General features: G+C 50.9%; 19 protein-coding genes. 12 read left to right on the forward strand and 7 right to left on the reverse strand.

Going from position 1 to position 22,659, the window contains the following annotated elements:
• The first annotated feature begins 138 nt into the window (after positions 1 to 138).
• The gene (miaB, locus tag H6F86_RS06830) at positions 139 to 1,497 is read left to right on the forward strand and encodes a tRNA (N6-isopentenyl adenosine(37)-C2)-methylthiotransferase MiaB (RefSeq protein WP_190447406.1); all 1,359 of its coding nucleotides are present in this window, start codon (positions 139 to 141) and stop codon (positions 1,495 to 1,497) included.
• A gap of 58 nt (positions 1,498 to 1,555) precedes the next feature.
• Here miaB and H6F86_RS06835 read toward each other — a convergent pair whose 3' ends face one another.
• From H6F86_RS06835 to H6F86_RS06845, 3 genes are all read right to left on the reverse strand, one after another.
• Positions 1,556 to 1,990: a hypothetical protein gene (locus H6F86_RS06835; protein WP_190447408.1), complete on the reverse strand. Its 435-nt coding sequence runs from the start codon at positions 1,988 to 1,990 to the stop codon at positions 1,556 to 1,558.
• Between the two features lie 227 nt (positions 1,991 to 2,217).
• Positions 2,218 to 3,798: an AAA family ATPase gene (locus H6F86_RS06840; RefSeq protein ID WP_190447410.1), complete on the reverse strand. Its 1,581-nt coding sequence runs from the start codon at positions 3,796 to 3,798 to the stop codon at positions 2,218 to 2,220.
• 190 nt (positions 3,799 to 3,988) lie between these two features.
• Positions 3,989 to 4,366, reverse strand: coding sequence for a glutaredoxin family protein (locus tag H6F86_RS06845; protein ID WP_242033395.1), 378 nt, complete (start codon positions 4,364 to 4,366; stop codon positions 3,989 to 3,991).
• A 105-nt stretch (positions 4,367 to 4,471) separates the two neighbouring features.
• Here H6F86_RS06845 and cysH point away from each other — a divergent pair, with 105 nt between their 5' ends.
• The 3 genes from cysH (at position 4,472) to sbcD (ending at position 7,829) form a co-directional block, all read left to right on the forward strand.
• The gene (gene cysH, locus H6F86_RS06850) at positions 4,472 to 5,203 is read left to right on the forward strand and encodes a phosphoadenosine phosphosulfate reductase (protein ID WP_190447412.1); all 732 of its coding nucleotides are present in this window, start codon (positions 4,472 to 4,474) and stop codon (positions 5,201 to 5,203) included.
• Positions 5,204 to 5,337: 134 nt separating this feature from the next.
• On the forward strand, positions 5,338 to 6,153 hold the full coding sequence (locus tag H6F86_RS06855; protein WP_190447414.1) for an SDR family oxidoreductase: 816 nt from the start codon (positions 5,338 to 5,340) through the stop codon (positions 6,151 to 6,153).
• Between the two features lie 356 nt (positions 6,154 to 6,509).
• Entirely contained in the window at positions 6,510 to 7,829 is a 1,320-nt protein-coding gene (gene sbcD / locus H6F86_RS06860; protein WP_190447416.1) for an exonuclease subunit SbcD, read from the forward strand.
• Between the two features lie 20 nt (positions 7,830 to 7,849).
• On the opposite strand, the gene H6F86_RS06865 is transcribed toward sbcD, so the two are convergent.
• Both H6F86_RS06865 and prfC read right to left on the reverse strand, forming a co-directional pair.
• Positions 7,850 to 10,369, reverse strand: coding sequence for a M48 family metalloprotease (locus H6F86_RS06865; RefSeq protein WP_190447418.1), 2,520 nt, complete (start codon positions 10,367 to 10,369; stop codon positions 7,850 to 7,852).
• 66 nt (positions 10,370 to 10,435) lie between these two features.
• Entirely contained in the window at positions 10,436 to 12,064 is a 1,629-nt protein-coding gene (prfC, locus tag H6F86_RS06870) for a peptide chain release factor 3 (protein WP_190447420.1), read from the reverse strand.
• A 328-nt stretch (positions 12,065 to 12,392) separates the two neighbouring features.
• Between prfC and H6F86_RS06875 the strand changes: the two genes are divergently transcribed.
• Together H6F86_RS06875 and H6F86_RS06880 are read left to right on the forward strand one after the other, a co-directional pair.
• Positions 12,393 to 12,728: a DUF4870 domain-containing protein gene (locus H6F86_RS06875; RefSeq protein WP_190447422.1), complete on the forward strand. Its 336-nt coding sequence runs from the start codon at positions 12,393 to 12,395 to the stop codon at positions 12,726 to 12,728.
• Positions 12,729 to 12,857: 129 nt separating this feature from the next.
• Positions 12,858 to 13,211, forward strand: a complete 354-nt coding sequence (locus H6F86_RS06880) for a DUF4870 domain-containing protein (RefSeq protein WP_190447423.1) — start codon at positions 12,858 to 12,860, stop codon at positions 13,209 to 13,211.
• A gap of 70 nt (positions 13,212 to 13,281) precedes the next feature.
• Here H6F86_RS06880 and H6F86_RS06885 read toward each other — a convergent pair whose 3' ends face one another.
• A complete protein-coding gene (locus H6F86_RS06885) occupies positions 13,282 to 14,301 on the reverse strand; it encodes a class I SAM-dependent methyltransferase (RefSeq protein ID WP_190447426.1) in 1,020 nt (339 codons plus the stop codon).
• 164 nt (positions 14,302 to 14,465) lie between these two features.
• Between H6F86_RS06885 and H6F86_RS06890 the strand changes: the two genes are divergently transcribed.
• The 3 genes from H6F86_RS06890 to H6F86_RS06900 all read left to right on the forward strand — a co-directional run bounded on the left by H6F86_RS06890 (position 14,466) and on the right by H6F86_RS06900 (position 19,492).
• Complete coding sequence (locus tag H6F86_RS06890; RefSeq protein ID WP_190447428.1) at positions 14,466 to 17,063, forward strand: M1 family metallopeptidase; 2,598 nt, start codon at positions 14,466 to 14,468, stop codon at positions 17,061 to 17,063.
• Between the two features lie 267 nt (positions 17,064 to 17,330).
• Complete coding sequence (locus tag H6F86_RS06895) at positions 17,331 to 17,891, forward strand: GDSL-type esterase/lipase family protein (protein WP_190447430.1); 561 nt, start codon at positions 17,331 to 17,333, stop codon at positions 17,889 to 17,891.
• A gap of 104 nt (positions 17,892 to 17,995) precedes the next feature.
• On the forward strand, positions 17,996 to 19,492 hold the full coding sequence (locus H6F86_RS06900; RefSeq protein WP_190447432.1) for a glycosyl hydrolase family 57: 1,497 nt from the start codon (positions 17,996 to 17,998) through the stop codon (positions 19,490 to 19,492).
• Between the two features lie 237 nt (positions 19,493 to 19,729).
• Here the strand turns inward: H6F86_RS06900 and yidD are convergent, their stop codons facing one another.
• Positions 19,730 to 20,422, reverse strand: a complete 693-nt coding sequence (gene yidD / locus H6F86_RS06905) for a membrane protein insertion efficiency factor YidD (RefSeq protein ID WP_190447434.1) — start codon at positions 20,420 to 20,422, stop codon at positions 19,730 to 19,732.
• A gap of 290 nt (positions 20,423 to 20,712) precedes the next feature.
• On the opposite strand from yidD, the gene H6F86_RS06910 reads away from it, so the two are divergent.
• From H6F86_RS06910 to H6F86_RS06920, 3 genes are all read left to right on the forward strand, one after another.
• Entirely contained in the window at positions 20,713 to 21,093 is a 381-nt protein-coding gene (locus H6F86_RS06910; RefSeq protein WP_199305128.1) for a hypothetical protein, read from the forward strand.
• A gap of 54 nt (positions 21,094 to 21,147) precedes the next feature.
• Positions 21,148 to 21,645 (forward strand): universal stress protein, encoded by a 498-nt coding sequence (locus tag H6F86_RS06915; protein ID WP_190447436.1) that lies wholly within the window; start codon positions 21,148 to 21,150, stop codon positions 21,643 to 21,645.
• A 340-nt stretch (positions 21,646 to 21,985) separates the two neighbouring features.
• Positions 21,986 to 22,645 (forward strand): DUF2232 domain-containing protein, encoded by a 660-nt coding sequence (locus H6F86_RS06920; RefSeq protein WP_190447524.1) that lies wholly within the window; start codon positions 21,986 to 21,988, stop codon positions 22,643 to 22,645.
• Positions 22,646 to 22,659: the final 14 nt, after the last annotated feature.

The following is a 22,659-nucleotide window of genomic DNA, read 5'->3' on the forward strand; positions in this document are numbered from 1 at the left end:
TGAGAGTAAAAGCTCTGTAGCCTTTGCAAGTTGATTTGGTGTAAGAGGGGCGATCGTTCCCTCAAGGCTCTACTCGAATCTTTTCAACTCAAATCTTTTTCAACTAAGATCTAAGACTGACCCTTCAACCGACCTTTCATGACTGCTGTCTCTCGCCGCTACCATATCACCACCTTCGGCTGCCAGATGAACAAAGCCGATTCTGAGCGTATGGCAGGCATCTTAGAAACAATGGGCTTTGAGTGGGCAGAGCAGCCTGACGATGCCGACCTCATTCTCTATAACACCTGTACGATTCGTGACAATGCCGAACAAAAGGTGTATTCCTATCTGGGCAAGCAAGCAGCACGGAAGCAAACGCAACCGGACTTAACTTTAATTGTGGCGGGTTGTGTAGCACAGCAAGAAGGCGAACAACTGCTACGTCGCGTGCCGGAATTGGATCTAGTCATGGGTCCACAACATGCCAACCGCCTGCAAGATCTGTTGGAGGATGTGTTTAGCGGCAATCAGGTTGTGGCGACCGAACCGCTTCACATTATGGAAGATATCACCAAGCCCCGACGTGATAGCACCGTCACTGCTTGGGTAAATGTGATCTATGGCTGCAACGAACGTTGTACCTACTGTGTAGTGCCAAACGTACGTGGCGTAGAACAATCTCGCACACCCGAAGCCATTCGTGCCGAGATCGAGGTGCTGGCGCAGCAGGGCTTTAAGGAAATTACACTGCTGGGGCAAAATATTGATGCCTATGGGCGTGATCTCCCTGGCTCAACGCCGGAAGGTCGTCATCAGCATACTCTGACCGATTTGCTTTACTACATCCATGATGTACCGGGCATTGAGCGCATTCGGTTTGCGACCAGCCATCCTCGTTATTTCACCGATCGCCTAATTCGTGCCTGCGCCGAGTTGCCCAAGGTCTGCGAACACTTCCACATTCCCTTTCAATCGGGCAGTAACGAAATTCTCAAAGCAATGGCGCGAGGCTATACACAGGAGAAATATCGCCGCATTATTGACACCATTCGCCAAGTGATGCCCGATGCCTCGATTAGCGCTGATGCGATCGTAGGTTTTCCGGGTGAAACAGAAGAGCAGTTTGAGCAAACGCTGCAACTCATTGACGACCTTAGTTTTGACCTGGTAAACACGGCAGCATATTCACCCCGTCCCAACACACCTGCTGCTCTGTGGCAAAATCAGCTTAGTGAAGCAGTGAAGAGCGATCGCCTCCAGCGGATCAATCGGCTTGGCTCGACTAAAGCAATGGAACGATCAGAACGGTATCGCGATCGCACCGAAGAAATTCTTGTCGAAGCACAAAATACTAAAGACCCTACTCAAGTGATGGGGCGCACCCGCAGCAACCGTCTCACATTCTTTGCTGGCGATATTGCCACCACTAAAGGCAAACTAATCGATGTGAAAATAACCGATGTACGGGCGTTTAGCCTCACAGGAGAAGTGCCAGCTTCCGTGACGTTGGCTTAAATCGACTAATTGGCTTGGCTTGAATCGACTAATTAGCAAGGTTGCTTTGCGGTTTATGCTAAGTCGATTGTGTGTCGAGCGTACGCTTTTCTCGTTTGAGCTTTTCTTCCATGTCCTGAATTTGCTCTTTGCGTGCTTCTAGCTCCAGCGCACGACGATCGAGTTCCTGACTTTGCAACGTGAGCGACTGCCGCCATTGCTCGGCTCGCTCCGTTTCTTGTTGCAAAAATGCTGGCGTAATACCACTTACCAAAAACTTCTGCATAATATCCAGCAACCAGTCTTTGGCATCTTGAGCAGTCAACACTTGCCGGGTAGAGGTCAACTCCACCAAAACTAGCATTCCTTCGCTGAGGCTATTTGCTTCGGCTGTAAGGATCGTTTCTTCTTCAGGCAAAAGCGTCCACGCATTTTCAGACCGCTGACGTGCGAGTAACTGTAGCCCCGTCTTGCCCAAAAGCCCTTTTTTTTGTACCTGTGCCAGATACAGCATTCCCTATCTCTGCCTTCGTTGGGTTAAAACAACCGTCTCTTGTCTCGTCTCGACCTTCAAGTGTGGGGCAAACAGCTTGATTATAAGTTCCCACTGCTGCCAGCAGTCTCATAGGCTGTCAGTAGTGATCGCTTGAAATGAGTATAACCTGTCTCATTCTCAACGGATGCACTGACTTCGTTGAGTAACGTGGCGAGCACTATCGCACTGCCTTAAGTAGATGCTCGTTAGCGCACGTTGACAAAGCGTTCCTGCGCGATCGCTCTCATTTTCTGTAAATCTTCACGACGAGAGACAGATAGAGGAATAGTCGCTTTGATCGTTTCGAGCAGCATGGCAGTGTCCAGTGGTTTTTGCAGGTAGAGCGCGCGGTAGAGCGCGGCAATCACGGCTTGCTCTATCTCGGCACCACTAAAGCCATCGATCGCTGCCACCAATGCCACCAGATCAAACTGATGGGGCGCGTGCTTATGGCGCGTCAGATGGATTTGCAAAATCGTAGTGCGTTCGGCTTCGTCGGGTAGATCGACGAAGAACAATTCGTCAAACCGTCCTTTTCGTAAGAGTTCGGGCGGCAGTTGGGAGAGATCGTTCGCAGTCGCCACCACAAAGATTTCCTGAGATTTTTCCTGCATCCAGGTGAGGAAGGAGCCAAAAAGACGACGACTCAGCCCGCCATCTGCGTCGCTGCTAGTACTGCCACCGAGTGTCTTCTCAATTTCATCAATCCACAAGATAGTAGGAGCCATCGACTCAGCCAAGGCGATCGCTTGCCGAAAGTTCTTTTCCGATTCGCCCACATACTTGTCATACAGACGGCTGGTGTCGAGTTTAAGCAAGGGCATCTTCCAGGCGCGAGCGATCGCTTTTGCCGCCAATGACTTGCCGCAGCCTTGAATGCCCACAATCAAAATGCCTTTGGGTGGTTTCAAGTTGAGCGCTTTTGCCTGAGCACTGAAGCCAACTCGCGCTTGAGACAGCCATTGCTTCAGTCCGTGGAAACCACCCAAGTCTATGACCACATCGCTAGTCGGGAAATATTCCAGCACGCCTCCCTCGCGAATGATTTGAGCTTTGCGCTTCAGTATCCGTCCTACATCTTGCAGCGTTAGTTTGCCATCTTCTAGCGCTGCATAAGCAATGATCTGCCGCGCTTGCTTTAAGGTCATGCCCGTTAATGCTTGCACTAGCGCAGGCACATCAGCATCCTGAAGTTCAATTTGGATGCGGTTTCGCACTCGCAGCGATCGAATCACATCCATCACCACTTGCTGCAACTCATCCCGTCCCGGCAGCTTCAGGTCAAAGTAAACGACATCATGAGCGATCTCAGACGGCAATTTGATGGGGTCACCTGTGAGGACGATCGCCGATCGATTCTGAGCAAAAAGCTGAATGACCTCGCGAAACTGACGGGCAACGGCAGCATCTTCCAAATGTCTGGCAAAGTCCTTGAGCAAGAAAACTGCCTTACAGCCAAGTTCTTGCATCTGTTGCAGTGCTTTGAGCGGATCAGTGGTGTCTTCAAAGGCAGCAGGCTTCTGCCTTCCAGGAGGGGCACACTCATCCATCCAGCGATTGTCGGGCGCACTGAAAAAATCTTTGCTGGCGACACTGTGCGATCGCGCTAAACCCTGCGTGATGCTCCACTCCAGCAACTGCACTTGCATCTCTTGCGTCGCCTCTTGCAACAACGTCTGCACCCGCTCTTCCTCAACCGTTTCAATCACGATCACTGGATGGAAGGACATAACCAGGGTCTGTAGCTCGTGGATGCTAGCAGTAAGAGAGAGTTGAGACTGTAGCATGGCGTTTACTTTTAGAGCAAAGAGGTTATGAGAAGAGTAATCAAGGAGATAACGTCGTACCCACAGTTAACTACGCTAGAGTGCCCGGTTATTTCTCAAACGCACTACCGCCCAAGGTTGGGTGCAATGAGCGATCGTCATCAAGCCCCGCATGGCAGCGTTCTCGGTTTGCGCTCATGCCTAAATGCACTTACAAATACTGCCGCAGCATCTTCTCCAACTGCTGCACCGTCGCCCGCGGAGACGGACGGGGCAAAGGGATAAAAGATGAAGGATGAAGTGTTGAACTTTGAATTGCTTCCCCTGCTCCCGCTTCCTCCTCTGCTTTCCCTCTCCCTTCACTCCCCACCAGCACCAACACGGGAATCTCATACTGGTACGCCTGAAACCACTCGTCGCGAGTGGTAATATCGCGCACGTCTAACGTAAGGTCAAGGCTCTGGATCTGTACTAGCTTTTCTTGCAGCCCTTCGCACAGATGGCAACCCGGTTTGCTGTAAAGGATGAGATGAAGGCTCAAGTCTTGTTCCTGCTGCTTTAAATGGCTGTATGCGTGCTGCTCTAGCAAGTCGTGCTGCTAAAGCGCGATCGACTTCGTTGCGATCGTGCTTCCACAACGTTACCCTAGTTCGCTATCGTAGAGAATGCAGAAGACTTAAGGTAACTCGTCGCGATGACCCAATCTACGCAACCGCTGATTCAACCGACCCAGCTTGATCTAAAGAAACTTAACCAGCGTTTTGAGAACGCCCACCCTAAAGATATCCTTGCCTGGAGTGTCGAGAACATTCCGACAGGGTTGGTGCAAACCAGCGCGTTTAACGTCGATGACATCCTGATTACTGATCTGTTTTATCGCGAGCTGAAACCCGCTCAACCCGTACCTGTGCTGTTTTTAGATACGCTTTACCACTTTCCCCAAACGCTTGAACTGGTTGCCAAAGCGAAAGCGCTCTACAACCTCAATTTGCAAATTTACAAAATGCCAGAGATTGACTCCCGTGAGGCGTTTGCTGCTAAGTACGGTGAAGCATTGTGGGATACGGACATTGCTAAGTTTCACCAGATTACCAAAATCGAGCCGCTACAGCGTGGCTTGGCAGAGCTAGGCGCGATCGCCTGGATCACTGGACGACGACGCGATCAGGCAAACACTCGTGCCGATATGCCGATCTTTGAACTTGATACGCAAGAGCGCCTCAAAATTAACCCGATCGCTAACTGGACGCGCAAAGAAACCTGGGCATACGTGTTTGAACACGATGTTATCTACAACCCCCTGCATGACCAGGGCTATCCCAGCATTGGCGACGAACCCATTACAACCCCCATTGCCGAAGGTGAAGATGAGCGCGCCGGACGCTGGCGGGGTATGGGCAAGACAGAGTGTGGGATTCATATCTAGATGGAGTAGGGAGTGGAGAGTAGGGAGTAGGGTAGAAAGGCTAAAGGCTAAAGGAATGCAACCGTTTCAGTGCGGCGCTTATCTTTCAACTCAAAACTAAGAACTTAAAACTCAAAACTCTCTCCTCTCCCTCTATGGCTAAAACAATTCTCATTACGGGTGCTTCGACGGGCATTGGCTATGCAACTGCGCTTTTGTTTCAGCAGCGGGGTTGGAATGTGGTAGCAACGATGCGTTCGCCTGAGAAGGCTGTCTCGTTGTCGGCACTTGATCGCGTTTGCTGCATGCGCTTAGATGTCACCGAACCAGAATCGATTCAGCAGGCGATCGAGCAGGCGTTGAAGCGCTTTCAGTCGATCGATGTGCTGGTGAATAATGCAGGCTATGGCTTAATCGGACCGTTTGAAGCGTGTAGTCTGGAGCAGATTGAGCGTCAGTTTGCGACGAATGTGTTTGGCTTAATGGCAGTGACGCGATCGCTCTTGCCGCACTTTCGCGCACAGCGATCGGGCATCATTATGAACGTGTCTTCCATTGGTGGACATATGGGGTTCCCGCTCTATAGCCTTTATCACTCCACAAAATGGGCAGTGGAAGGGTTTTCAGAATCGCTGCAATATGAACTGGAACCATTCAATATTCGCGTCAAACTCATTGAGCCGGGTCCGATTAAGACTGATTTTTACGAGCGATCGGCAGACCTTGCCAGTAAACCGGGGCTGACTGCGTATGATGCGTTTGTTGCAAAGGTCACGGCAGCGATGAAAAATGCGGATAAGACCGGGTCGCCACCGGAAACAACCGCACAGGTAATTTATCAAGCGGCAACAGATAACTCTCGACGGCTGCGCTATCCTGCGGGTGGCAATGCGGGAGCGGTGATTTTCTTACGCAACCTGCTGCCCGATTCCTGGTTTAGTGCCATCATCCGGGGTGCAATGGTGCGCTAGAAACTGGGCGTAATTATTGCTGCATTTCGGCTTCGCTCAATGCTCTCAGTCCTATGCGTCGGCAGGTTGAGCGCAGTCGAAACCCGGTCTCTCAGTAGTGCTTAATTTAGCCCTTCTACTTAGAAGCTGCTTAAAGCAGTCGGAGTTCTGTGTTAGGCGCTCAGTCTGACTCATATAGTAGTCGAAGAGAGCGTTAGGACAGACATAAACCTTGAAACTTCCTTTGAACAAGGGCTTCGATTCATCCTTCATCCTTTTGCTATAGTCACGTTTTGAACCCCGACTTCTGCATAGACCGTGCTACCTGAGAGAATGGGATCTACACTGGACAAGGGCTGTCAGTATCAGGTAACAGCGTGATCAAAATTCTGCATCTGTCAGATATTCACATGGGCAGTGGGTTTGTCCACGGACGAGTAAACCCTGAAACTGGCTTGAATTCACGGCTGGAAGATTTTGTTGCCACGCTAGGACGCTGCATCGATCGCGCCCTTGTAGAACCTGTTGATCTGGTCTTGTTTGGCGGCGATGCGTTTCCTGATGCTACACCACCGCCGATCGTGCAAGAAGCGTTTGCAAAACAGTTTCAGCGTTTGGTTGCCGCGCAAATTCCTGCTGTGCTACTGGTGGGCAACCATGACCAACACGCCCAAGGGCAAGGCGGGGCGAGTTTGTCGATTTACCGCACGCTGGCAGTGCCCGGTTTTGTTGTGGGCGATCGCCTGGAGACCCATTGCATTGAAACCCGCAACGGTCTGGTGCAGGTGATCACCTTACCCTGGTTGACGCGATCGACCTTGCTGACACGACCCGATGCCGAAGGGCTGTCGTTGGGTGAAGTTAGTTTGTTGTTGATCAATCGCCTCCGTGTGGCTCTAGAGGGTGAAATCCGTCGCCTTGACCCAGACATTCCCACCGTTTTGTTGGCTCACTTGATGGCAGACAATGCCCGCTTTGGAGCCGAGCGATTTTTGGCTGTGGGCAAAGGCTTTACTGTGCCGTTGGGGTTGCTGGCACGGGACTGCTTTGACTATGTAGCGCTGGGGCACGTTCATCGCCATCAGGTGCTATGCGAACAGCCACCGATCGTTTATCCCGGTAGCATTGAGCGCGTCGATTTCAGCGAAGAGAAGGAAGACAAAGGCTTTGTGCTGGTCGCGCTGGAAAAAGGACAGACGACCTTTGAGTTTTGCCCTGTACCGGTTCGCGCCTTTCGCACGATCGAGGTGAACCTCTCCGCTTCTGACACCCCTCAGGCAGATCTACTGCAAGCGCTTAAGCCAGAGGTGCTTCAGGATGCCGTGGTGCGATTGGTGTATCATCTGCGATCGGAGCAGCTTGACTACATTGACACTGTAGCGATCCATCAGGCACTTAGCCCTGCCCATAGCTACACCATTCACCCCGAATTAGTCAGTCAGTTTTCTCGCGCTCGGTTGCCTGAACTCGGTGTAGGTAGCAATATCGACCCACTAGATGCGCTCAAAGCCTACCTAGTGAACCGAGAAGACCTGCAAGAAATTTCTGTCGAGATGCTGGATGTTGCCCAGAGTTTGCTGGCAGAAGAAGAACACGCATGGCTCAGTCAAGCCGAGTTAGTCTTTGAACTGGACGCGATCGTCCCTTTCAAGCAAGAGGCTGAGCAACCGCAAGAAACCCAGTTACGCCTACTGTGAGTCTGACGCACCAGCTCTCATCAAAAGAAGCCAACACGGAAGAGGATGTAGAGACCCCAGGCAGCGGCGATCGTACCCAAAATAGTAGACCAAATGGGATGTCCGCTCCGGCTGACGCGACCACCTGCTGTCCGAATCGTTTCCACATCAATCCAAGGCGTTGCGCCACGCCGAAACCAGCCTGTAACGACAACATCTTGATTTAGCAACGCTGTTGGACGGACGGCTTGAGTCAGCAGATTGCCGATCGGTCCCCACGTTGACAACCAGTGAAGCCGCACGATTCCCGTTGTGGTTTGCAGCAGTAGATCCTGGCTCAAAAGGTTACTAAGACTACGACGACCCAGCAGTTTGCCCTCTAACTGTACCGAGCGACCATCGACTGGCACCTGATCAGCAGGCATTAACAAGGGGACTAAAGAGGTGGCAGCACGATCGGTTTTAGCATTGGAGAACGGCACATCCGGAAAGAGCGGGTTAATGCGAATAAAGGTGCCAATGCTAAACCCAATCAGCGGTAAGCCATGTAGCAAAGCGCGATCGCCATACATCCATGACAGTTGGCTCAGGTTTGATCGCATCCCGTACCAGCCTAATGTCTCCAACAGATAGGCAAACACAAAACTGAAGACCAATCCAAAAAAGGGTGCGCCTTGCAGCAACAGCGTGCGCCATTGACGGGCAGTCAGCGTTATCTTCTTGCTGGTTGGCTGTGACCACTCCAGTTCAGTCTCTAGTTGCCAATGACGCGCATAGACCGTGAGCAAGTGCAGTCGATCGCCTGTTGGTGGATGAGAGTTGTTAATCGCTAACCAGTGGCGGTAGGGGTTTGTTCGCTCCCATGCCAGCACAGACTCAATGGGCGCGTAGGGGTAAACACTGCCGATCGTGGTTGCCATCCGCTGACCCAACGGCAGCAGTAGATCAAAACCTTCTAGTAAGTAGCTCGTTTGTTTCTGGGTTTGGACTTCTTTTGCTGTGCCGATCGCAAGCTTCAGTAGGGCACGAGTGAAGCCATTAGGATTGCCCGTTAGCTCTGCCGCCACGCGATCGCTATAGTAGACTCGCTGGCGCGCTAGCCAGAGACCAGTCCATCGTATTAAGGCATAAACCCCATAGCTAACTGCTGCGATGAGACTGGCTGAGAAGCGTGAAATGGCTGCTTGTTTGCGATCACCCCAGACACTAACCTGCCAGTACATGGTGTAAGGAATTTGCATCAGCACCATCACGAGCGACAGCAGCGGCACGTTAAAACGGGAGATATGCCCTACCTCGCTAGCGTAAATCGTCGCAATTTCATCGTCTGCCAGTTGTTCTAGAAGCCCCTGACTGACCACAGTGCGTGTCACACGAGGCAAGCAGCCATAGCTGAACGCGAGTGGCGCAGCCGTTGGCAACAGCCCCAGTGTTGGCATGGGGATGCCCTGCTGACGGCAAAAACGCTGTAGTGACTGAGCCGTTTCGGGGCTGTAGGTAGCCAGCTTACTTAACGTCAATGGTTGCAGCCCATAGCCAGTGGTCAGCAGCCCATCGAGCAGCCAGCGAGACGCGATGAAGAGAACCACCAAGAGTACCAAAACAGGTACAACGGGTGGACCGAAAATTTGACGCGGTATGTTAAGGAAGGGAATTGCAGTGAGCGCAATGCGGTAGTAAAACGTAGCGTAGTAAGCGATCGTCTGCACCATCCAGAACAACGCGATCGCCGTACCTGCCTGTAATAGCAGCAAGCGCAGCAGCTTAACTTTACCCAGCGATTTGCCTTGTTTAAGCCGCCCTGCCTGCCGCCAAACTGCCTGATAGAGAGACTGTGGCTCCTCTAACGCGGTCGGTTGCAACGGGTTACTAGCGATCGCTGCTGCTGTTCCCTGTGGTCGCTTTTTGCCCGAAGAAACCGCAGGAGATCTTACCTTGCTTACGTTTTGCCCTTCTAAACGAACTGCCGTCTCTTCAGCATTAGCAGTCGATCGATTGACCTTTGGCAACACTACGTCTGGTTGCTCAGAGCCACCGTCAACAGCTTGCGGCTCAGAACTTTGCGGGTGCAGCGCGGCAGGATCAAACGGCGTAAAGCCACTGCGATCGTCCGTAAAACTAGGCGGAGCAGCAGGGTCAAAGGGCGTAAAGCCAGTCAGGTCAGCGTTATCTGAGGCAAGGCTGGACGATGACGGTGTTGCAGCCAGATCCGGGTCTGTTTCAAGCTGAGCGTCTTTAAGCCGATCGTCTTGAAGCTGATCGACCTGCGGGTAGCGTTCGGCTAGGCTTGCCAGCGTTTTACTTGCCCACTCGCTAACCTCAGGTGCTTCGCTTTGCTGGAGCGTTTGGCAAAGTGCAGCGGCTCGCAACGGTTCACCTGTACGGGCATAGGCAACTACTAGCCCCATCTGCGCTTTTACAGTCAGAGGATGCTGGGGGAGCAGTGGTGCCGCTTCTAATTTAGCGATCGCGGTTTTATAATCACCCTGCTTTAGTGCTGACAGTCCGGCTTCCAGGTCGGAGTCATGGGCGATCGGTGACGGATCAGGAACCGGAGGCATAGCGCTTCTCCTACTCAAAAAGGGATAGTAGACTGCTGGGCATTCTACAACCTTTTTAGAATAGCTTTATGAAGCCGCTGGTTCGCTCCCAGAAACTACGGGGGCGATCGAGTTTAGTTGTAACTCCGGATGATCTGCCTGTACTTGGCTTACGTTCCATTCGTTGCGGAATAGTAAAACGGGACGGTTCCAGCTATCTTTGACCGCAACCGTGTTGAAGAGACGACCGACCTTTGTGAGAGCCTCCCAACCGCCATCAACCCAACGCGCGACGCTGTAGGGCAACAGTTCAAGCTGCGTTTCGACTCCATACTCGTTTTGCATCCGAAATTGCACCACTTCAAACTGGAGTTGCCCCACGGCAGCCAGAATGGGATCGCGCTTTGCTTCATCCGCAGAATACATAATCTGTACTGCGCCTTCTTCTTGCAGCTCTGAAACGCCCTTACGGAACTGCTTGAACTTAGACGGATTGGGATTTTTTAGGTAAGCAAACAGTTCAGGTGAAAAGCAGGGAATGCCTTCATACTCTAGCTTCGAGCCAACATAGATGGTGTCGCCGATCGCAAATACACCTGGATTATTCAACCCAATGACATCACCGGGATAGGCTTCTTCAATCACCTCTCGGTCTTGAGCAAACAGCTTTTGCGGACGCGACAGGCGCACTGTTTTGCCCGAGCGGGCATGGCTCACGGTCATATCTTTCTCAAACCTGCCAGAACAAACACGGACGAAAGCGATGCGATCGCGGTGTTTTGGGTCCATGTTGGCTTGCAGTTTAAACACAAAGCCCGAAAATTCAGGATAAGTCGGCGGAATGTCACCCTTATTGCTGGCGTGCGATCCAGGCTTAAGCGCATAGTCCAAAAAGGCGTTTAAGAACAGCTCGACCCCAAAGTTGGTCATGGCACTACCAAAAAAGACAGGCGTCATTTTGCCATGATGAATGCGCTCTAGGTCTAGCTCTGGTCCCAAGCCTTCTAGCAGTTCTAAATCGTCTTTGAACTGATGGTAAAGCGACTGTTCTAGAAGCCCTTCAATACGGGGATCACCCAGATCAATCGCCGTATCAACTGCCTCTCGCTGACCGTGAGCACTCCGCTCAAACAAATGAATCTGAGCACTGCGACGATCGTACACACCCTTAAAGCGATCGCCCATGCCGATCGGCCAGTTCACCGCATAGGTCTGTAAGCCTAATTCCTGCTCAATCTCGTCCAGCAGATCCAGTGGTTCGCGTCCGGGGCGATCGAGCTTGTTAATGAAGGTAAAAATGGGCAAGCCCCGCATCCGGCAAACCTCAAACAGCTTGCGGGTCTGCGGTTCCAAACCTTTTGCCGCATCAATCAGCATCACCGCATTATCAGCAGCCGCAAGCGTACGGTACGTATCTTCACTGAAGTCCTGGTGTCCGGGGGTGTCCAGCAAATTGATCTGGCAGTTTTGGTAGGCGAACTGTAGCACTGTAGACGTGATCGAAATCCCCCGCTGTTGCTCCATTTCCATCCAGTCAGAGGTGGCGTGTCGCTGTGCCCGTCGTGCTTTGACGCTTCCTGCCTGGTGAATTGCACCTCCGTACAGCAACAGCTTTTCAGTTAGCGTCGTTTTGCCCGCATCGGGGTGAGAAATAATGGCGAAGTTGCGCCGCCGCTCGACTGCTGTTTGCAGTTCAGCCTGAAGTTCTGTAGACATACGTTTAACAAGTGGAGAGCCAATGGCTGGTGGAGTTTAGTCGGTGGCTTTGGGGTTGGTGGAAGGAGCGATGGCGGTTGTCAGAAGCTGCTTAACCACTTGCTCTGCTGTCCAACCGCTTCAAGGCATCGATGTCGATCAGGAGTTTGAGTTTAGCAATACCTTAACGATAGCGGCAATCGCCAGAGTGCAGAGAGTAAAATGAGGCAAACGATATTTGATAGCTCTAAGTCTGGAAACGTGATATCACTCACTGTTTCTTATAGGAGGGCAGTTTGCTCCCTTAATGAGCCTTTATCTGTCTACCACTGGTCTACAAAGGAGGGATATGGACGACTTTAGCCAACGTAAGCTCTTATCCGCCGCGTGTCACGGTGCCATTTTCTTCAGCTCTACCATTGTTTCAATCGGTATTCCGATCGCTATCCTCGTAGTTTCCGACGATCCAGTGGTTAAGGAAAACGCTAAAGAATCCATTAACTTTCACATCAACTTATACATCTACGGCATTATTTTTGCCTTGCTAATTCTCGTGGCGATCGGTATTCCGCTACTTATTCTGTTAGCGATTGCTAGTTTTCTCTTGCCCATTATTGCGATCGTCCGCGTTGCCACCGACCCACAAAAACCCTACCGCTATCCCTTTATTTTGCGAGTGTTGTGAGCACCAGGACTAATCGTCTTTGGGATGGGTAAGTGATAACGTAACCGATGCAAGCGTTAGGTTAACTCAGAAACCCAATCTGCGATTACCTTTAGTCTCACTACACTCACATAAATAGCGAGAAACGATATGGATGACGTTCGTCAGCGCAAGCTCTTATCTGCTGCTTGTCACGGTGCCATTTTCTTCAGTTCCTCCATTGTTTCAATCGGTATTCCGATCGCCATTCTTTTGGCTTCCGATGACGCAGTGGTCAAGGCAAATGCTAAAGAAGCAATTAACTTTTATATCAACTTATACATTTTTTACGCAATTATTTTTGTCTTGCTAGTTTTCGGTGCGCTTAACAATCCAGGACCTATCCTGCCAGCGTTCCTTTTGCTAGCGATCATCAGTTTTCTCCCGCCTATTGTTGCGATTATTCGCATTGCGAAAGACCCGCAAAAAGCCTACCGCTATCCCTTCATCTTGCGGCTGCTGTAACCCTTCAAAGATTTTTACAGTTGAGGCTTTTTTTCGTAGCAGCTAGTAGCTTTACATTAAGGGTAGTGACTCATTGCCGTTGAGCGATGATCGAGCGGTGGCGTGGACTGTTAAACATGACAGTCGGCTGAGTAAAACCAGCAGCGGCGATCGTCTCCTCAAGATCCAGCGAAAAGTATTCATCCAAATACGGTTCTGTGCTTTTTAACAGCGTCTTCACGTAGGGCGGCATCTTCGCAAAGATTTCCGATTTGGGGTTCATATCCATAATGGCGAGATGACCACCGGGGCGCAATAGACGACGCGCTTCCCGAATGATGGCAATGGCAGCACTTTGCGGCAACTCGTGGAACAGCAAGCACGCAGAAACGAGATCAAAAGACGCATCCGGTAAACCTGTCGACTCAGCCGCAGCGTGGAGCCAGATGGGGGAGTGGGGAGTAGGGAGTGGGGAGTGGGGACTTGAGGGAACTGTTAGTTGTTGGTTATTAGTTGTTAGTTGCGATTCTTCTGCCTTCTGCCTCGTGCCTCCTGCCTCCTGCCTTCCCCCCTCTCCTCTATACTTCGCCACCGCCAAGAAGTACGGCGACAAGTCCAAGCCCGTCACTTGCGCGTCAGGAAAAGCGTTTTGTAGTGCGAACGTGCTCATGCCAACACTACAACCGATGTCTAGAATTGTGGCGGGTGCTTTTGGTAGCTGGGCTTTCAAAACATCGTGGTAGCTTTGGCGCAGTTGGGCATCTCCCTTCGCTCCAGCGTCCTTCCAGATACGGGCATGGGCAGCATGGGCAGCAACTTCGACTTCCAGTGCTGGCTGCCAGCCTAGATTACCTTCTTCGTACGCATGGAATGAGGTGACGTAGTAGTCCGGGTAGTTTAGATCAGTCTTTTGCACCTGTGCCAAGTCATGTTCCCAGGCTCTTGCGCGCAAGGCATTGACTTCGTTGGTCCAGTAAATGTCGATCGACTCTGCCCGTTTAATCATCATTTGACGTGCCTGACGTTTTGCCAGGTTTGCCAGCGGTTTAATGGCTAGAATGCCGTTAATTAGACGCGAAGCCAGATGGGGAGAAACACTTGTAGCAGTCATAAGTGTGAAAGGATGATTGCAAAGCACATAGCCTATTTACGCATATTAGCTACATCGCGGACGCAAGATACACGTTACGCTAAAAAGAACAGCCTTTACAGTCAAATTGGACTAAAAAAGCTTCCCCAGCATTCTTTCTCAGCTTTGCAGAGCATCCTACATCTATGTCACAGGTTTTTCTTGATTCCGAAAATAGCCATAAGTCCTTTGAGCTGCCTGGCGCGAAACCTCATTACAACCCCGATCGCCCTGGACAGGTAGAGCATATTTTTCTGGATCTAGCGCTTGATATTCCTAACCAAAGTTATCAAGGCACCTGTACCATTCGTCTCAACCCGGTGCGCGATGGCATCGATCGCCTAACGCTGGATGCCGTGAATTTGCAGATCGAATCTGTCCAAGTTGGCGAAACCAAACAGGCGTTTGACTATGACGGAGAACTTTTACACATTCAGCTAGAGCCAACGACGAAGGTCGGAGAAGCGATCGAAGTGGCGATCGCCTACAGCGTCAATAAGCCCCAGCGCGGCATCTACTTCATCGCGCCTGACAAGCATTATCCTGACAAACCCGTACAGGTGTGGACGCAGGGCGAAGACGAAGACTCACGTTTCTGGTTTCCCTGCTTTGACTACCCAGGGCAACTAGCAACATCCGAAATCCGGGTGCGGGTGCCTAGGCAACTCATGGCAATCTCCAATGGCGAATTGGTGAAGACTGAAGCCGATGGTGATGACAAAATCTATCACTGGCACCAAAAGCAGGTGCATCCAACCTACTTAATGACGCTGGCAGTCGGTGATTTTGCCGAATTGCAAGACGAGTGGAACGGCAAGCCTGTCACCTACTATGTGGAAAAGGGCAAAGAGCAAGAAGCCCGCATCAGCATGGGCAAAACGCCCCGCATGATTGAGTTCTTTAGCGAAAAGTACGGCTACGCCTATCCCTACCCTAAGTACGCACAGGTCTGCGTGGATGACTTTATTTTTGGTGGTATGGAAAATACCTCTACCACGCTGCTGACCGATCGCTGTTTGTTGGATGAACGGGCAGCCCTCGACAACCGGGGTACAGAAAGCCTGGTTGCCCACGAACTCGCGCACCAGTGGTTTGGCGATCTGGTCGTGATCAAGCACTGGTCGCACGCCTGGTTGAAGGAAGGTATGGCATCCTATTCGGAAATTATGTGGACGGATTACGAATACGGTGCCGAAGATGCCGCCTATTACCGCCTTAATGAAGCCCGTAACTATTTGGATGAGGATAGTTCGCGCTATCGCCGTCCCATTGTTACCCATGTGTATCGGGAAGCAATCGAACTCTACGATCGCCACCTCTACGAAAAAGGTGCCTGTGTCTATCACATGATCCGCGCCGAGTTAGGCGATGACTTGTTCTGGAAAGCGGTTACCACCTTTGTCAATGACAATGCTCATAAGACAGTAGAGACGGTTGATTTGTTAAGGGCGATCGAAAAAGCCAGCGGACGCAACCTACTCTTCCTCTTCGATCAATATGTTTACCGTGGTGGACATCCCGACTATAAGGTTGCCTACTCCTGGGACAACGACAGCAACCTTGCGAAAGTCACTGTTACTCAAACCCAGGCGAAAGAAGGTAACGGCAGTCAGAGTGAGTTGTTTGATTTGAAAGTGCCGATCGGGTTTGGGTATGTGGGAGATGAGGCAGAAGGCAAAAACGCTTCAAAACTCAAAACTTTTTCCGTCCGCATTCATGAGAAAGAGCAAGCCTTCTACTTCCCCCTAGAGAAGAAGCCGGATTTTGTAAGCTTTGACGTGGGTAATCACATTCTGAAAACGGTGGTACTAGAGTATCCGCTGCCAGAACTCAAAGTGCAGCTAAAGGCTGATCCCGATCCGCTCGCGCGCATTGTTGCTGCCGAAATGCTGGCTAAGAAAGGGGGGCTAGAAGCAGTCAACGCCCTTAATGACGCACTCAAGCAGGAGCCTTTCTGGGGGGTGCGCTTTGAACTTGCCAAAAACCTTGCAACGATTAAGCTAGACCAGGCATTGGAAGGCTTGACGGCTGGACTTAAGGATGCGGATGCGCGAGTGCGACGGGCAACGGTGGAAGCACTGTCAACCATCAAAACCCGCGAGAGCTACAAAGCGCTTAAACCGATTGCTGAAGAGGGTGATGCCAGCTACTACGTGGAAGCCGCCGCGATTCGTGGGTTAGGTAGCATTGTTACGGGCAGCCTGGGTAGCTCGAAAGAAGAGAAAGTGCTGAAGCTACTGAAGTCGGTGCTAAGAGAACGGCAGGGCTGGAATGAAGTAGTGCGATCGGGGGCGATCGGTGCCCTCAGCCAGATGAAAACGTCTGAAGAGGCTCTGAATCTCATTCTGGAATACACGGCTCCTGGCACACCTCAAGCACTCCGCCTTGCTGCCATTCGTGCACTCGGTGCTGTCTCAAGTGGACAAACCAATAGCAGTCTGGAACGGATTCTTGATCGTCTCCAGGAGCTATCGCGCGAAACCTTCTTCCTGACACAGGTATCAGTCGTCATTGCACTGGGGCAGATGGAAACGGCACGGGCGATCGGTATTCTGCAAGCCCTTGCTGACCAGACACCGGATGGTCGCGTCCGCCGCATTGCCGAAGAAGCTGTCCAGCGTGTTCAAAAGAATGTTGGCTCAGACAAAGCCGTAAAGCAACTGCGGGAAGAACTCGATCAACTGAAGCAGGCGAACCAGGAACTAAGGAGTCGCTTGGAGAATCTTGAAGCGAAAGCAAAGTAATAGAGGTTAGCTCTCCGGAGTCTTGAAGACTTTGGAGAGCTAAAGAAAAGATTGACTGTAAATCAGACTAATCAAGCCTTTTTTTGGCTTTCAGTTTTATTGAATGCGTTCTTTCTTGCTTTAGGTGTTTGGTTCATTCTCAAGCGTGGTGGTTTATCGTATCTGACAACGAGGCTACTACTACTAAGAAAGTTCGGCATAAAAAATATTCAGGGAACGTTCTTTATTTCTCCCTACTACTATCATCGTAAAAGCCAACTTTCTTTATTGCCTATTCATTCGTCTGACATCGTTTTTCTCGGAGACAGCATTACAGATGAAGGGGAATGGGCAGAGTTATTAAGCCATCCTGCTATCAAGAACCGGGGTATCTCTAGCGACACAACGATCGGTGTGCTCGCTCGGCTGTCTGAAATTGTTACCCCACAGCCGCAGAAACTCTTTTTAATGATTGGCGTGAACGATCTGTCAAATTTAGGGCGATCGCCAACTGAAGTCACGCAGACTTATAGAGAAATTCTGACTCGTATCCATGACCTTTCGCCGCAGACTCACGTCTTTGTTCAAAGCGTTCTACCCATTAACTCAAGCCTTTTCTTTGGGCAGGCAACTAATAGCAGCATTCGCGAACTAAACAGCCAGTTTCAGACATTGGCGAAGGAATTTTCGTACTCATACATTGATTTGTTGGCTCATTTTATTGATGCTCATGGTCAATTAGATGCTCAGTACACAACAGACGGCATTCACTTAAACGGTGTAGCTTATCAACGTTGGGCAAAACTCATTGCATCTCATGTTTTGTCAGAAAACTCGGCAGCCGTTTAACTGCTAAAACCGTTTAGAAAGTGATGACTTAGGGTTGGTTAAACTGAATGAGCGGTGTAGGGTGAAGTATTGGGATCATGAGTCCACTTACCTCAAGGCTTCCTATGGTTTCCTCCACGCTTACAACCAGTCCAGCGCCGATTCCTGAATTGATTGATGATTTGCCTAACATCTCAGGTTGGGAAGCAGATGTACATGCAGTGACGAGTGAGCAGCATTCTGTCTTTTTGCCAACGACAAATCTGCGGCTAGACGATCTTGCGGCAACCTTTGCGATCGCCCTGCATATGCATCAGCCGACCGTTCCTGCTGGCTACAATAGAGCGCCGATCGGTCATCTGCAATATATGTTTGAGCATACAGGTGAGGGCGACAACCACAACGCAGGAGCCTTTGCTTGGTGCTATTCTCGCATGGGTGAATTTATCCCAGAACTGGTCGCCAGCGGCTGTAATCCCCGCGTCATGCTGGACTATTCTGGCAATCTGCTGTGGGGATTGCGACAAATGGGGCGCGGCGACGTGCTGGACAACCTGAAGCGCATTACCTGTGATGCCACCTATCAGCCCTACGTAGAGTGGCTGGGAACCATGTGGAGTCATTCGGTCGTGCCCTCTACGCCCATTCCCGACATCAAGCTGCACATTCAGGCATGGCAGCACTACTTTGCAGCAGTGTTTGGCTGGGAGGCGTTGGCACGAGTGAAAGGCTTTTCGCCACCAGAAATGCATTTGCCTAACCAACCTGATACGCTCTACGCCTTCGTTAAAGCGTTGAAAGAATGCGGCTATCGCTGGCTGCTGGTGCAGGAACATTCTGTTGAAACGCTTCAGGGAGAACCGCTGCACGATAAGCATTTGCCTCACCAACTGATTGCCCGCAATTCGCATGGAGAAACGGTTAGTATCACGGTGCTAATCAAAACGCAGGGTTCGGATACCAAGCTGGTGGCGCAAATGCAGCCTTATTACGAGGCTAAAACGCTGTCACGTCGATCGCTCAACGGCATCTCCATTCCCCCGATCGTCTCGCAAATTGGCGATGGCGAAAACGGTGGTGTAATGATGAATGAGTTTCCACCTGCCTTTAAGCAAGCTTGGTATCAGATGGCAGAAAATGGCGGCAAGTCTGGTGTCGTTGGTGTAAACGGGACAGAATATCTGGAATTACTGGAAGCAGCAGGTGTAAAGCCGGAGGACTATCCTACCTGTCAGGCGATCGCGCAACACCAAATCTGGCAGCGTGTCTCGCCCGAAAACATCACGCCTGAAGCCGTAGCAGAGGCGATCGCGGCGATCAAGCAAGAAAACTCCAACTTTCATATGGAAGGCTCATCGTGGACGAACGATCGTAGTTGGGTCAAAGACTATGACAACGTGCTGACACCCATGAATCAACTCAGCGCTCACTTTCACCAAACCTTCGATCCGCTCTTGCAAGCACAAGATACTGCTGAACCGCTTACACGCACATCCCATTACCGTAAGGGGTTGCTATACAATCTGCTACTGCAAACAAGCTGCTTCCGTTATTGGGGGCAGGGCGCGTGGACAGACTATGCACGGGAGCTTTATCAGCAGGGAGAAGCGGCGATCGGGTGAGGTGAGCTGGGGAAGTAAAAGAAGCAGGGGGAGCAAAGAGCAGGGGCAACATGGGCAGATTGAAGTTGAATCTCTTTTAGGTTTATTTCCTGCACCTGTGAACGAAACGCCTGCCAGTGCTTGCTTTGTAGGTTTATAACTGTCAATTTTCCTACAGAGCCTTTAGAGGCGCTTCCCTTGCCGCCTCTGCTTCCACTGCTTTGCCCTTTACCGGCACGACTCTCTGACCGTCAATCCTTAACTACTACAATCACAGCTACCGACATCACAACTGCCATAGTCGAGGCTGCTGCAATCACAGCCCTGCCAAGCACCAGTATTGCAGTCCATACTGCTGCAGTCAGTGCTGGAATAGTCGATCGCGTCACAGCCCAAGCTTGTACAGTCGAGTCCATCGCAGTTCCAGCCTGATCCGGTATTCTGGGTTGTACCTGTAGAGTCAGCGTTGTTGACAGTGGGAGGTGTTCTAACACTGCCGCTCATGCCGTTGCGTTGTTGCTTGGGTTGAGTGTCATCTGGTGCAAGCGTTTCGTCTGACGAGTCAGTTTCATTGCCGTCTAATGGCTCGTTGTCTAAGGGCACATCATCAAGAGGAGCCTCTTGGCTTGCTACCCAGGTCGGTAAGGTTGAGCGATCGCTTTGCTGTTTTGGTTGGCACTGACGTTGCACCTTAAGGGTTTGATTAGCAGCTTTGCAAGCCTGAAAGCGCTGCTGAATAAGGGGTAGTGCCTGACTAATGCCAAGCTCAGCAATAACACGCTTTGTGTACTGAGAGCAGGATTCACTGCAATGCAACACTCGATACGCACAAGAAAACCCTTTATAAGGAGAAAGCCGTTTTTGATAAATATTAATGAAAGTAGAGGCAGTTTGACGGGTTAGAAGGTCGAGCAGGCTAGGCGATCGACGTTGCGTTTCAGTCGTTTGCATGGGTTGAGCGGGTGTGAAGCTGAATTCAGAGGCATAGTATCTAGTTGTGCGTCATTCGACGAAGGCTGGTTTTGAGACAAGGCTTGGCATAAGCGCTCAGCCAAACAGTACAACGCTCTGCCTGGAGGCAACGTCCTAAACCCCCTTCCACAAGTAGTTAGGGCTATCTACTTACTTTTGTCATTAGTTAAGCGAACCTTGAGATTTCTATCGTTTTGTTTGGACTTACTCCTATCTGAGTTACACATAGTGAACGCAGAGCTTACTGTTGAACTTACTTCACTGAACTAATGCTTGATTCCAGTCCTTTGCTTGAGTTTTCCCATACGCACTGCGTTGCTATCTGCGCCTTTTTAGTACCTGCAAATCTGCTGTCTACCTTGCAAACGATCGTCTATGTTGGGCTAAAACGTCCGGTAGGTAAGATCTGGCAAACGGTTGGGCTGGCAAGTTTGTTTGCTTTGTTGATGGTGCTACACGTCTTGACCTGGTTTGTCGTTGGTGTTGTGATGCTACCGACATTTGTGCTGCTGATGCTTGGTAGCGTTTGTTTAAGCACTAACCTGTGGGCAGCTCTGCATCCCCAAAGTATGCGCCGTTTGCTCCACTATCTTGGTTGCAAGTTGAAAGCGTTATGGGCTTTTACAGCGTCAGGTGCCACCTTAAGCTGATCCCGCTCCAGCAGCCTTGTAAAATAGAGATATGGGGCGAATGGAGAAACCAATATGAGCTTTCATAAAATTGTGGTTGCGCTTGACGACTCTTCACTCAGCAACGCTGTTTTTGAGCGGGCGGTTGCTCTCGCTCAAGCAACAAATGCCCAACTGCTACTCTTTAGCGGCATTAGTGAAGACCTAATGGTTTCACCTACGCCTTTTCCAGCGGAGCTGGGATCGTTAAACGCCGGTCTTATTAATAGTAACTATCAAGCCCAGCAAGTTAATTTTGAACACCACACGGAGGCTTTGAAAACGGTACTGAAGCGTTATCGTGAGGCAGCACAAGCAAAGGGTGTGCAAACAGAGACCGTGTTTCAACCTGGTGACATTGAAAAAGTAGTGTGTGCGATCGCTCAAGAATGGGGTGCTGATCTGCTAGTAGTGGGGCGGCGAGGACGTAAGGGCTTTTCAGAAGCGCTGCTGGGTAGCGTGAGTAACTACGCTGTCCATCATGCCCACTGTTCGGTTTTGGTGGTACAGGGCGAGGCTGAAGCGCATAGCTAAGGGGTTGAGTGATGCTGCTTGACGAGTGGGCGATGAAGAGTATCTGACGAAGAGCGAAGGGTGAGAGAGTGAAAAAGTTAAGTAAGGATAGCTGCCAGCGCAGTGTTAGTGAACTACGATCGCGATTTTAGCTTTAGAGTAAAGCTGCTACCTTTTCTAAGACTGCATGACTGATTCGTCTGAAGACAATGCATCCAGGCAGACTGGCAACCCGGCACCTGATCCGGCAAACGTCGATCAGCGTGAAGCTGCTTCAGTAGAAGCATCCTGGCTAGAGGTAGAGGCTGAACTGTCGCGCCCTATTGAAGCGCTAGAAGCTGATGACCCATTAGAAGCAAAGATGTTTGGGCAGCGTCGTCTCCAGGTGCCACGGACGGTCGATCCAGCCGTGCCACTGATGATGGTGGAAACGGCATTTCTGGCAAGTGCGGCTAGTTTGGTTTACCTGGTGAACTATTACTTTCCGATCGGTCCTCTACTGCGGCTCTTTTTCTCGATTCCGATCGCGCTCATCTATTTGCGCTGGGGTAATCGCGCTGCCTGGATGGGTGCCCTAGTGTCTGGCTTGCTGCTGAGTGTGTTGATGGGTCCTGCACGCAGTATTCTCTTTGTCATGCCCTATGCGTTGCTGGGCGTGTTGTTGGGCGTGCTGTGGCACCGAAGCGCTCAATGGGCTTTTTCGATCGGCGTTGGCAGTATTCTCACTACGTTTGGTTTCTTTTTTCGCATTTGGCTGGTTTCCTTGCTGTTGGGTGAAGATCTCTGGCTCTACGCTACGACGCAAACAACAGAACTGCTGGAATGGCTGTTCATCAAGTTTGGTTTTTTAGCGCAGCCCAGCCTGGAACTGGTGCAAGCAGCGATCATTGTCATGGTTCTGCTCAACAGTCTGGTTTATCTCTTTATCGTTCACCTTGCAGCATGGCTGCTGCTCGATCGCTTGGGTACGCCTATCCCTAGACCACCAAAGTGGGTGCAGGTGTTGATGGACTATGAGTAAGGCTGAAGGCTAAA

Source organism: Phormidium sp. FACHB-592 (genome assembly GCF_014695795.1).
GTDB lineage: Bacteria > Cyanobacteriota > Cyanobacteriia > Leptolyngbyales > Leptolyngbyaceae > Stenomitos.